This is a genomic window from Romboutsia sp., from assembly GCF_051659545.1.
Lineage (GTDB): Bacteria > Bacillota > Clostridia > Peptostreptococcales > Peptostreptococcaceae > JBOFOR01.
Genome location: NZ_JBOFOR010000236.1, coordinates 1 through 11707, shown reverse-complemented (window position 1 = coordinate 11707; position 11707 = coordinate 1). Strand labels below are relative to the sequence as shown.

Below are 11707 nucleotides of genomic sequence, written 5' to 3'. Positions count from 1 at the left end.
TATCTAAAGTTGATATTTTACAAAAATGGGGGGGAGATATACTTATGTTAAAAAATGATGAATTTTATATCAATGAAATTAAATTTAATAATATAAAATCTAGAAAAATTAATTCAAGTAAATACTACAAAATTTTATTTATATTCAGCGGAGATTGTTTAGTGTCTTTTAATGAGAGTACATATACATGTACAATCGATAATATTCTACTTATTAGTCCTAACAATTCTGTAAATATAAGTATGAATTCTAAAAAACAACTTTTAATATACGAATTATCTTTAACTACTAATTTGCTAAATACTTTGTCTAATGAAGAAGTTGATTTATTATATTCTTTTAATGTAGTACCTTACCACTGCGCTATAGTAGATGCAAATTTAGAAACAACTATGCTTATAAAAAATATTTTGAGAAAGCTATTAATTGTTAAAGATAAGAAGGATGACTTTGCCAATGATTTATATAACAAAAATATGCTTAGCATGATAGTTATCCTTATACTAAGGTCATGTATACACTCTGAACCAAGACATAGATCTAATCGAAATAGACAATTATTAGTTGATGATGTATTCTTATTTATTAATTCCCATATAACTGAAGAAATAACATTAGAAAGATTAGAAAGAGAATTTTTCGTTAGCAAGTTTCATATTTCAAGAGAATTTAAAAAAGCTACTGGTATGACTATTCATTCATACATAACTAAGTCAAAGTTAAAATTATGTAAGAAACTAATCGAGGAAGGTAAATCTATTTCAAATGTTGCTCATCTATGCGGTCTAGGTGGCTATAATAATTTATTTAGGGTATTTAAAAAAGAGTTTGGAATGACACCTAAGCAATATTATAATGATATAAGAAAATATAAAAATATATAATGTTCACCTCCTTCATTCAACCACATGTCTCTTTAAATTTTAAAATAATTCATGTTCATTATAATAAACTTTTTTACTATACTTATTAAAATCATGTTTACTATTTGTCACATTTGATGCTACTATTATATAAAAGTACAACTATTAGTCACAAATATTACAAGTAAAGTAATATTAAATAATCATTTGGAGGAATCGATATGTCATTTGGTGATAAATTAAAACAATTAAGAAATGAAAGAATGGTTACTCAACAAGAATTAGCAGACTTTATTGGTATTGGAAGAGCTTCTATTGCGGGATATGAAACTAGAGAGAAACATCCTGATTTCGAAAAATTAAAACGAATTGCAACTTATTTTAATGTTACTACTGACTATTTATTAGACTATGAGAGAGACTCTTCAAATGATGATGAAACTACAGTAATAAATAATAAAATCGATATTTATGAGGGTTTACCTGAAGAAGCCAAATACGAACTACATGAGTATATTAATTACCTTAAATTTAAATATAAAGATAATTTTTAATAAAATATATTAATATTTAGCTAGATTTATTTATTAAAGAACAGAAGTGTAAGATTAGTTCCTATACTTCTGTTCTTTAACTCTATTTTTTTACGTACAACTCATTATAGATTTTTAAAAAAACACTTGCCAAATCATTCACTTGTCCTTCCCAATTTTTATCTGTACCTTCATCAGGGCAGTAATTAACTTGTACAGCATCTACTGAAACCCCTTTATAATAAGTACCTCCTTTAGTTAAATAATTTAATGCTAAGTGTCTAGCAGTTTGCATGATAGATTCATATTGACTTGAAAATAATCTCCCCTCAGAATCGTCACTATAAACTTCATAACCCGTAAGATTATTATCTTCTACAGCTCTTCTAGAAGTTGCAAATCCACTTTCAAGGGCAACTATCCCTGCCATAGTAAAAGCATTTACCCCATATTTTTTTTCTGCATCTACAAATGCACCACTTAAATGTGCCATTGTAGAAGCTCCATGGTAGTTCATTAGTACATTGTGCATCTCTTCTTTTGTTATATTGCTTGGTATTGTTATATTGTCTCTTTCGTAGGTTACAATTTGACTTGGTATGTAATCTTTATCTTGATTGGATTTTAATTGAATAGTTTTAGTATCTTGATTATTAGAAATTGTTTCAACTTTATTTTCATTTATAGTAATACTTTTCATTGAGTTTACTCTGGTATTGTCCTCTATGCTACTATATGATGTTGAGGAAAAACCTACCATCAAAATTGGTAAACACATTAAACTAACTACTTCTTTACTCAATCCCATATTATTTACTCCTTGTATTTAGTATCTATATGTCTATATAATTCACTATTTTCCCTAACCATACCTTTTATAAATTTCTAGTGTATATTTATGCATGACACATACTCTTAGTAAATACTTTTTTATGACCTTTATTTTTTTAAAATTTGAGTAAATCTAATATTATTTTTAAAAGTGTAACATTTTTTTAATTCTTTTTTGTCTATTTTTCGTGTACGATTTTTAATCAACATTATGAAGCTACTGAGCAATTAAATATATTTAAGATTTATTTAAGGTTTAAATTTTAAAATAAAGTTACAAAGATGAAATTGAGTACTATTTAAATAAAAACCAAACTATGTAACTTAAAATTATTATTCCAGAAGACTTAAATTGTTACCCTTAAATTCAATTAATGAGATTTATTTTTAGTATTAACATGCGAAATTTGGTATTATAATATAGAAATCCTAATTTAATAGAAAGGAGTGATTTTAATGAAATTGTTACTTGTTGAAGATGAAAAACAACTTTCTGAAGCTTTGACACAAATTCTTATAAAAAATAATTATTCTGTAGATGCAGTTTTTAACGGAGAGGATGGTCTAGAATATGCCTTAACTGATATTTACGATGCAATAATTTTAGATATAATGCTTCCAAAATTAAATGGACTTAAGATTTTAAATTTTTTAAGAAAAGAAGGTATTTCAACTCCAGTAATACTACTTACTGCAAAAGGAAGTATAGAAGATAAAATAACAGGTCTAGACTGTGGAGCAGATGATTACCTTCCAAAGCCTTTTGCTCCACCAGAATTATTAGCAAGGCTTAGAGCTATTACAAGAAGAAAGGGAGAGGTTATAAATGACAATATTTTAGAATTTGGTGATATTAAATTAAATTTATCTTCTTATAACCTTGAAGTAAATCAAATCAGCATCTCCTTAACTTTAAAAGAATTTGAAATTCTAAAATATTTTATACAAAGACCTAATAATATTGTAAGTAAAGATGACTTAATAACAAAATTATGGGGCTTCGATTCAGAGGTTGAACATAATAATATTGAGGTATACATATCTTTCCTTAGAAAAAAATTAACATATGCTGAATCTAAAGTTCAAATAACTACAATCAGGCGTGTGGGTTATAAATTGGAGGCATAATATGTTTGATAAATTGAGGCTAAAATTTATTTTAATAAATATGAGTTTGTTGACTGTGGTTTTTGTGGCTATTTTCGGAACTATTTTTACTATTACCAACATGAATATTGAAAATGACATAAATCGAGAGTTAGAAGGTTTAATGCGTGATGGTCGTAGACCTAAACCTTTTTACACTTATATGGTAATCGATGTGGACAAAAGTAAAAATTTAATAAATGTTATGACACCTTTCCAAAATACTATTAGTAAAGATGTTTTAAAAGAAGGAATATTAAAAATAACAGAAAATGAAAAGCCTTCTAGCAAAATTGAAATTGGTGGAACAAAATATTCCTATCTAAAGCAATCTATTTTTTCGGGTCAAAGGATAGTGTTACTAGATAGAACCTATCAACAAAATACCGTTCTTCAACTTTTAAAAAGTTTTATTGTTGTAGGTGCTATAAGTTTAATTATTTTACTTATTATTAGTATTTACTTAACTAATAAGACATTAAACCCAGTAAAGGAAACCTTTAAAAAGCAAAAACAATTTATTGATGATGCTTCTCATGAATTAAAAACACCTTTAACAATAATTAAAACTAATACGTCTTTAGTCCTTAGCAACCCTGAAGACACTGTTCAAAATCAATCTAAATGGATAAATTATATTAATTTACAAGTTGATAGAATGTCAGAACTTATTAATGAAATGTTAACCCTAGCTAAACTTGATACTGCTGAAAATAATATTGAGTTTCATTCCATTAATATTAGTAAAACTATTCAAGGAATGATGCTTGCATTTGATGCTATAATCTTTGAAAATAAAATAAATTTAGAAGATAATGTAGAGAAAGATATAGTTATTAACGGAAATGAAGAAGGTATAAAAAATCTATTTAGTATTCTAATGGATAATGCCATAAAGCATACAAATAAGAATGGTACAATTTCTGTTTCCTTATTTAACGATAGAAATAAAATCAAAGTGATTGTGAAAAATACTGGTGACGGGATTGCCCATGAGCATCTAGAAAAAATATTTGAACGTTTTTATAGAGTTGATGATTCTAGAATAAGGGAAACAGGTGGCTATGGGTTAGGTCTATCTATTGCTCGATCTATAGTCGAGCAATATAATGGAAAAATATATGCTAAAAGTATTTTAGGTGAAGATACAAGCTTCATTGTTGAGCTTCCATACTAAACTCTTTACATCACCAAATACTATTTTTTGTTTTAATTTTTCACTATTTTAGTTATAATTAATAATATACATGATAATTGTCAAAACTTATTTTAAAAAAATATAGACAATTCGATTGGAGAATATATTTTGGAAAATACTAATAACTTGTCAAAGGTTATCCATCTTAATTTTTTATCACTTTTACTAAATAGTAAATTGTATATCTTTTTATTACAATTTACTATGTGTCAAAAACTTAAGAAAAATATTACAAGATGGTTTAGTGAAATAAATACTTTAACAGTTGCTGAGAGAGTTAATCTCATAATAAGTAATAAATACGAAGAAGGCATATTTAGAATATGGTTTTCTATTAGTAATATATTTGTGTTTTTCAAAAGTAGGTTTAATAATAAATGCAATTATTTAATTAAAAGAGATGAAAAAAATCAATATTTAAAAAGTAGAATAGTATTATCTATTACATTTAGTGAAGTTAATAATTTTTATCAATTTGATTTTTCTAAGTTGTTTTTTAAGCACTTATTAACACGATTTATTTTTTTTATATTTAAAGTTTTTTTATATACTTTCTTTATGTTTGCAATTATTTTTAATATTTGGACTAGGGTAATATTTATTATAATGGTTATCTTAGTTTTATGTAAGGCATTATACAAATTTGATATAGTATTAAACTTTAAAAATACATTATATATAACTATCATTTTGTTGCTTATAATTCACAGTACCACTAATTTTAATTTATTTCATGGTGTAAAAATAAAAACTCGGATGTAAGAATTTTCTTTCAACCGAGTTTTTATAATTTATATTTTTTTTGCAAAATTTACCACATCTTCTATTATCCAATCTGGCGTAGAGGCTCCTGCAGTAATACCTACTGTATTATAGGTTTTCAATAAATTTACATCTAAGTCTTCTTTAGTTTCTATTGCAAAAGTGTTTACAAACTCACTACAAATTTGAACTAACTTTTGAGTATTCGAGCTATGAGTCCCTCCGATTACTATCATGCAATCAACTTCTTGTGATAATTCTTTAGCACTTTCTTGTCTTACCTTAGTTGCTGAGCATATAGTATTATTAAATATAACATGATTTAATTCATTAGATAGTTGATTTTTAATTTCACGATATAAGTCTAAGTTAATGGTTGTCTGTGCTACAACACAGTATTTTTTAGATTTATCGAAACTTGTATTTTTTAAATCCTCTAAAGTCTTAATAATTGTAGCAGTATTTTCACACCATCCATTAATACCTATAACTTCTGGGTGTTTTCTATCTCCTATTACTATTATTTCACGTCCCTTGTCATGCTCTCTTTTTACAATTTTATGAATTTTTTTCACAAAAGGACAAGTTGTATCTATTATATGTAAATCTCTTTCCTTGACATCTTTGTATACTTTTTCAGTGACACCATGACTTCTTATTACTATCTTTTTATTTTGGGGTACATTTTCAACTTTCTCTACTGTTACTAAACCTTTTTCTTCATACTTAGAAACTGCTTGTTTATTGTGAATAAGTGGCCCAAGGGCATATATTTCATCACTATTTACTTCTAGTTCATCCCAAGCCATTTTCATAGCTCTTTTAACTCCAAAACAAAACCCTGCTTCTTTAGCTATTTTAACTATCATATGCAATCTCCCTAAACTTTTGTATTATTTGTTGCCTGAGTAAATATAGTAATTCTCTTTTATTACTTCTAATACATTTTGAGATAGTCTTTCATAGTCTTGCGATGTTAGCTTTTCTTTGTAGTATTCTTCAAAAGTTATAGGCTTGTCTATATATATAGTAACTTTATTTAGCAATTTGTAGTTAGTTATTATAGATATAGGAACTACCATTGCTTTTGATTTTATTGCAAACATTGCAAGTCCAGCCTTTGCATCTCCAAAACCAGGTTCTTTTATTCTAGTTCCTTCTGGGAATATACCTACAACATAGCCATCTTTTACTGCTCTTAGGATATTTTTTATAGTTGATACATCTGGCTTTTCTCTGTTAATAGATATTCCATTTAATTTTTTTAGTATATATCCTATCGGCTTTATATTAAAAAGCTCTTTTTTTCCTATTGGTGCAAGTTTTCTGTTTTTTATGGCTGCTCCTATAAATATTGGGTCTATATTTGATTTATGATTAGCTGCTATTATTAAGTTCCCCTCATCCGGAATATTTTCTGCTCCTATTACTTCGTATTTGTAAAATACTTTTGAAATAACTCTAAATAAACCCATTACAAAATTATAAAAACTCACAAGCTTCTCCCTCCAAAATCACATTTGTAATTTCTATAAATTTATCTTGCCTAATACGCTTTCTACTACATCCTCTATAGTTTTTCCAGTAGTATCAACTTCAATTGCATCTTCAGCTTTAACAAGTGGAGCAAATTCTCTATTTGAGTCTATTTCATCTCTTTTTATTATGTCGTTTATTATTTCTTCAATGCTGACTTCGTATCCTTTTTCTGTAAGTTCTTTATGACGTCTAGCTCCTCTTTCATGTGGAGTTGCTACTAAATAAAACTTATAGTCTGCGTTTGGGAATACATAAGACCCGATATCTCTACCGTCTAATATAACTGAGCTTTTTTTCCCTATTTCTCTTTGTACATCTACCATTAAATATCTTACTTCTTTTATTTTTGCTACATTAGATACGTTATTGCTAACATCTATAGTTCTTATTTCATCATTTATTATAGCTCCATCTAAATATATGTTGTTATCTCTAAAATCTATGTCGGTATCTTTAGCTACTTTCTTTACTTCTTCTTCATTATCAACGTCTATATCATTTTTTAGACACTTGTAAGTTATTGCTCTATACATTGCGCCTGTATCTATATAGTTTATATTTAATTTTTTTGCTACTATTTTAGCTATTGTACTTTTCCCAGCTCCTGCTGGTCCATCTACTGCTATTACTAAGTTTTTCATATTTGTCTCCTACTTACAATTAATTTAATAAATCTTTTCTAAGGTCTTTTGCTTTATTTAAATAAACGTGTTTTATTTCACTTTTTGGTTTATCGCTGTTAATATGCATCATTACTCTTATACAATTACAAAGACTTCCTTCAATATATTTTTCCTCATAATTAAGCATTGGAATATCACATATATTTAGTATTTCTCTTACTGATACTGATGGATATACTGCATCTAAATCTTTTGTCATAGTAAAACACATACTTATTATGTCGTCTTTATCTAAAGAATTTTTTTCTATTATAGTTTTTACTAATATAGCACTTTCTTTTAGTATTTCTTCTTTGTTGTTAGATTCTGCTGTTGTAGCACCTCTAATTGCTAATACTTTCATATTTATCACCTATACGCTTATTCCAGCAAGATACCCCGTTGAGAAAGCTATTTGTAGATTATATCCACCTGTTTCTGCATCTATATCTATTACTTCCCCTGTAAAGAATAGATTATTTATTAATTTAGACTCTAAAGTTGATGAATTTATTTCTTTTACACTAATTCCACCACTAGTAACTTGAGCCGTTTTTAAGCCTTTACTTCCATTACATGTTAGCTTCATATTTTTTATATTTTCTATTATTTTATTTTCATCACCTTTTGATAATTCATTAGCCTTTTTATCAGTTAAATGTAATAAATTAAATACCTCTTTTAAAAAATTTTGAGGTAGTAATCCTTTTAAGTTATTTAATACATTTTTATTTGGATTTTCTCTAATAGTCTTAGAGATTTCTTCACCACTTATATTTGGTAAAAAGTCTATATTTAACTCGATCTCATTTTCTGCTATATATTTATTAATGTGAGATGAAAACTTCAACACTCCTGGTCCTGTTAAACCAAAGTGAGCAAATAGCATATCTCCAATTATTGATACTTTTTTCTTTTTAATTTTGCAAGAAATTTCTACATTTTGCATAGATATACCTTGTAAATTTTTAATAAAGCTTTCCTTTACAGTAAGTGGTGTTAATGCTGGATAGATTTTATTTAAAGTATGATTATATTTTTGAAGTACATCAAACATCATACCATCAGAACCTGTATGTGGATAACTTTTACCACCAGTAGCTATTATAACCTTGTCTCCTAATATGTTTGTGTTATCTTCACATCTAACTCCTACTACAGTATCTTTTTCTACTATAAGGTCTACTACTTTCTTATTGTATAGTATTTTCACTTTATTCTTTATTAAGTCATTTTTTAATGTTTCTATAACTTCTTCTGATTTATCTGATTTAGTGTATATTTTGTGGTCATTCTCTGTTTCTATTTTGTATTCTAGATTATTCTCCGATAAATAATTTAGTAAATCAGTATTTGTAAAAGTATAAAAACTGCTATATAAAAACTTTCTATTAGTAACTACTTTTTCAAAAAAATCTTCGATATCTCTGTTGTTGGTGATATTACATCTTCCTCCACCAGTAATTTTAAGCTTTTTTCCAAGTTCTTCATTACGTTCTATTAATATCACTTGTTTACCATTTTTTGAAGCTGTAAGTGCTGCCATCATTCCCGAAGGCCCTGCCCCAACTACTATTACTTTAGACATACGTCCTCCTATTCTAATGCTGAATTGTTTAATTTAACATTATTTTTTATGTGGCTAGTATCGTTCATCTTTTGAACTACTGGTCCATAATTTTTAAATTCAACTACATTTAAGGCAGTGTTGTCTTGCTTTATTCTGTAGATATTTTCCATTCCACTATTTAAGAATGAAAGTAACATAACTCTAACTGTTACGGAGTGACTTACAAGTAGTATATGCTTATTGTCGTATTTTTTATTTAATTCTTCTATAAAGTTATCTACTCTATCTTTTATAATATGTAAAGTTTCTCCACCTGGTATAGATACTAGATGTGGTTCATTTCTCCAAGTGTCATAAGTTGTAGAATGGTCTTTTTTTATTTCTTCTATTAATAGACCTTCCCATACACCGAAGCCCATTTCTCTAAGTCCTTCAGTTTTTTCAACTTCAACGCCTATCTTTTCACCTACTATTTGTGCAGTTTGAACTGCTCTTCCTAAATCACTACTGTATATTAAATCTATCGGATAATTTACCATCGCTTCTGCTAATTCTTTTGCTTGTTCTTCACCTTTTGCTGTTAAATCTGAGTTTCCATGACCTTGAGTTTTACCTAATATATTCCAATTAGTTTGTCCATGTCTTACTATATAAAATGTATTTGCCACTTTTTGTCCCTCCTAAAATGTATATTATTATTTTTTACTTTCATCAAAATTTTATTATACCATAAATATACAGTAGCAAAAAGACATATATTAATTTGGTTATTTTTGTTAAAATTTAGTTAAATGAAATTTACTAAGGGAAATTAGTATGAATAAAAATATTAAAGCATGTTATGACTTTGTTCCCCCTCCTCCAAGTATTAACTATGGTGAAAATGTAGTAAATGGTGAAGATAATGACTTTAGTCCTAAAAAAGAAGATATGAAAAAAGTTGATATGATTCTTGGCATTAATGGAAAGGCTAAAACCTATCCTTGTGAGTTCTACAGTGATCCTTTTGATGATGGTAATGGAGTTACTAGAAATGATGAGGGATATAGAGTATATATTCCTAAATACGACTATAAAAAATCTGGTTTAGATTATATAAAAATGAAAATAACTTATTCTAATGGTTTTGTAGATACTAAAGACATTACTAATGAAATTGAAACTGAGTTTATAAATTAATATCTCTATAAAAAATAACTGTATCTAGTAGCTTAAATACAGTTATTTTTATTTAAATTTTATTTAAATTTTATTTATATTGTGTATTTATATAATTAACAAGATTATCTAACTCATCAATTTTTACGTCTGGAGTAGTCCCAGTTTCTGAATTATTACTTCCATCCTTATTTAATCCTTTCTGTGTAGTAAACCTAACAAGTAGTTTACTATTTGGTAATTTTAAAAGTACAGGGTCAATGCCTATTCCATCACCTCCAGTATTAGATCCTGCTACAGTTGCCCATCCACTATTTTTAGCAAATAAAGTTAATGATTCAGCAGATGAAAAAACTCCCTTATCTACAAATAAATATATATTCCCTTTGAATACTTTTGGTTTATATTTTAATTTATTGTCATATGGTGATACGCCATATTCAGTCTCCTCAAAATACTTAAACTGCTCTATGCCTTTTATGTTATGGAGGAATTCTTCTTGAGGAAATTCATATATAGGTTCTAGGTCACTCAACGTACCTCTTGATTTATAATACTCTTTAGTTAAACTACCACCTTTATGTAAAGAATAGCTAGTCCAACTATAATATTTATCAATTATAGGTGAAACAATGTAATTCATCCATTGGTACGAATCACCTCCACCATTCCCCCTAATGTCTACTATAAAATCTTTGTAAGAGTTAAGATTTTTATAAAAATCACTTATGGTATTTATATCTTCTTGTTTAAAAGTTGAAAAGCTGTTTATTTTCATATATGCTATATTTTCGTTAATGATTTTAACACTAATATTTTTATTTGCCACATTTTGTTCTGCTTCCTTATTTACATTTTCAAATAACAAATCAATATTTGGTGTATGACCAAGTAAATTTGACCAATATACATACTTTTCTTTTACTTCATTATTATTTAATATTTTATTAAAGTAAGGCATTTTCATTATAGGTTTTATGTCTAAATAAGCCCTGTACTCATAGGGGTCAAGAATACCAACATGACCATCATTCAGTGTTTGTAAGTAGTATTGCATTACATTGAAAAATTCAATATCATTATCTGTATTTTCTATTGCACCCCTAAATTTTTTTTTCTAGACTTTTAAACTCAATTCCATTTTTATTATAAAATACATCATAGTTACAATAATTCTCGTCTAATTGTTTAATCAGAAAATCAAAATCTTCTAGTTTTTCTTCTTTTGTCAGATTCTTTGACTTTAGACTAATATTAAGAAAATTTGGTACTACTAATATTAATATAATTGAAATTATTAATATTAGTATATATATATTCTAATAGAGTTTCTACATTCTTACACATAGTCTATCTATTGTATTTGTAGGAACTTTATTTATTTCGTCGATAAATTTATTTATTGCTGTTTTTACTACAGCGATACTAGAAAAAAATCTGTTATT

13 protein-coding genes are annotated in these 11707 nt (G+C 26.9%); 5 read left to right on the top strand and 8 right to left on the bottom strand.

Annotation, left to right across the window (positions count from 1 at the left end):
• Positions 1-44: 44 nt before the first annotated feature.
• Both ACRC03_RS13240 and ACRC03_RS13235 read left to right on the top strand, forming a co-directional pair.
• Entirely contained in the window at positions 45-884 is an 840-nt protein-coding gene (locus ACRC03_RS13240; protein ID WP_438653053.1) for a helix-turn-helix transcriptional regulator, read from the top strand.
• Between the two features lie 200 nt (positions 885-1084).
• Positions 1085-1417 (top strand): helix-turn-helix domain-containing protein, encoded by a 333-nt coding sequence (locus ACRC03_RS13235; protein WP_438653052.1) that lies wholly within the window; start codon positions 1085-1087, stop codon positions 1415-1417.
• Positions 1418-1499: 82 nt separating this feature from the next.
• Here ACRC03_RS13235 and ACRC03_RS13230 read toward each other — a convergent pair whose 3' ends face one another.
• Positions 1500-2204 carry a glucosaminidase domain-containing protein gene (locus tag ACRC03_RS13230; protein WP_438653051.1) on the bottom strand — a complete coding sequence of 235 codons (705 nt, stop codon included), beginning with the start codon at positions 2202-2204 and terminating at the stop codon, positions 1500-1502.
• 479 nt (positions 2205-2683) lie between these two features.
• Here ACRC03_RS13230 and ACRC03_RS13225 point away from each other — a divergent pair, with 479 nt between their 5' ends.
• Both ACRC03_RS13225 and ACRC03_RS13220 read left to right on the top strand, forming a co-directional pair.
• Complete coding sequence (locus tag ACRC03_RS13225; RefSeq protein WP_438653050.1) at positions 2684-3355, top strand: response regulator transcription factor; 672 nt, start codon at positions 2684-2686, stop codon at positions 3353-3355.
• Between the two features lies 1 nt (position 3356).
• Positions 3357-4550, top strand: coding sequence for a sensor histidine kinase (locus tag ACRC03_RS13220; protein WP_438653049.1), 1194 nt, complete (start codon positions 3357-3359; stop codon positions 4548-4550).
• A gap of 812 nt (positions 4551-5362) precedes the next feature.
• Here ACRC03_RS13220 and ACRC03_RS13215 read toward each other — a convergent pair.
• Genes ACRC03_RS13215 through ACRC03_RS13190 form a run of 6 tightly spaced genes read right to left on the bottom strand, consistent with a single transcriptional unit; the run spans position 5363 to position 9772 of the window.
• Positions 5363-6202, bottom strand: coding sequence for a 4-hydroxy-3-methylbut-2-enyl diphosphate reductase (locus ACRC03_RS13215; RefSeq protein WP_438653048.1), 840 nt, complete (start codon positions 6200-6202; stop codon positions 5363-5365).
• Between the two features lie 24 nt (positions 6203-6226).
• Positions 6227-6829, bottom strand: a complete 603-nt coding sequence (locus ACRC03_RS13210) for a lysophospholipid acyltransferase family protein (RefSeq protein ID WP_438653047.1) — start codon at positions 6827-6829, stop codon at positions 6227-6229.
• 33 nt (positions 6830-6862) lie between these two features.
• Complete coding sequence (gene cmk / locus ACRC03_RS13205; protein WP_438653046.1) at positions 6863-7513, bottom strand: (d)CMP kinase; 651 nt, start codon at positions 7511-7513, stop codon at positions 6863-6865.
• Positions 7514-7532: 19 nt separating this feature from the next.
• The gene (aroH, locus tag ACRC03_RS13200; RefSeq protein WP_438653045.1) at positions 7533-7898 is read right to left on the bottom strand and encodes a chorismate mutase; all 366 of its coding nucleotides are present in this window, start codon (positions 7896-7898) and stop codon (positions 7533-7535) included.
• A 9-nt stretch (positions 7899-7907) separates the two neighbouring features.
• Positions 7908-9122: an NAD(P)/FAD-dependent oxidoreductase gene (locus ACRC03_RS13195; RefSeq protein ID WP_438653044.1), complete on the bottom strand. Its 1215-nt coding sequence runs from the start codon at positions 9120-9122 to the stop codon at positions 7908-7910.
• 8 nt (positions 9123-9130) lie between these two features.
• Positions 9131-9772: a histidine phosphatase family protein gene (locus ACRC03_RS13190; RefSeq protein WP_438653043.1), complete on the bottom strand. Its 642-nt coding sequence runs from the start codon at positions 9770-9772 to the stop codon at positions 9131-9133.
• A 148-nt stretch (positions 9773-9920) separates the two neighbouring features.
• Between ACRC03_RS13190 and ACRC03_RS13185 the strand changes: the two genes are divergently transcribed.
• Entirely contained in the window at positions 9921-10283 is a 363-nt protein-coding gene (locus ACRC03_RS13185) for a hypothetical protein (RefSeq protein ID WP_438653042.1), read from the top strand.
• Positions 10284-10353: 70 nt separating this feature from the next.
• On the opposite strand, the gene ACRC03_RS13180 is transcribed toward ACRC03_RS13185, so the two are convergent.
• Positions 10354-11319 (bottom strand): S41 family peptidase, encoded by a 966-nt coding sequence (locus ACRC03_RS13180; RefSeq protein WP_438653041.1) that lies wholly within the window; start codon positions 11317-11319, stop codon positions 10354-10356.
• Positions 11320-11707 lie beyond the last annotated feature (388 nt).

Bases quoted from the DNA above. Each gene is read 5' to 3' on its own strand.
- ACRC03_RS13240 (WP_438653053.1), top strand. From the start codon at position 45: ATGTTAAAAAATGATGAATTTTATATCAATGAAATTAAATTTAATAAT.
- ACRC03_RS13235 (WP_438653052.1), top strand. From the start codon at position 1,085: ATGTCATTTGGTGATAAATTAAAACAATTAAGAAATGAAAGAATGGTT.
- ACRC03_RS13230 (WP_438653051.1), bottom strand. From the start codon at position 2,204: ATGGGATTGAGTAAAGAAGTAGTTAGTTTAATGTGTTTACCAATTTTG.
- ACRC03_RS13225 (WP_438653050.1), top strand. From the start codon at position 2,684: ATGAAATTGTTACTTGTTGAAGATGAAAAACAACTTTCTGAAGCTTTG.
- ACRC03_RS13220 (WP_438653049.1), top strand. From the start codon at position 3,357: ATGTTTGATAAATTGAGGCTAAAATTTATTTTAATAAATATGAGTTTG.
- ACRC03_RS13215 (WP_438653048.1), bottom strand. From the start codon at position 6,202: ATGATAGTTAAAATAGCTAAAGAAGCAGGGTTTTGTTTTGGAGTTAAA.
- cmk (WP_438653046.1), bottom strand. From the start codon at position 7,513: ATGAAAAACTTAGTAATAGCAGTAGATGGACCAGCAGGAGCTGGGAAA.
- aroH (WP_438653045.1), bottom strand. From the start codon at position 7,898: ATGAAAGTATTAGCAATTAGAGGTGCTACAACAGCAGAATCTAACAAC.
- ACRC03_RS13195 (WP_438653044.1), bottom strand. From the start codon at position 9,122: ATGTCTAAAGTAATAGTAGTTGGGGCAGGGCCTTCGGGAATGATGGCA.
- ACRC03_RS13185 (WP_438653042.1), top strand. From the start codon at position 9,921: ATGAATAAAAATATTAAAGCATGTTATGACTTTGTTCCCCCTCCTCCA.
- ACRC03_RS13180 (WP_438653041.1), bottom strand. From the start codon at position 11,319: ATGCAATACTACTTACAAACACTGAATGATGGTCATGTTGGTATTCTT.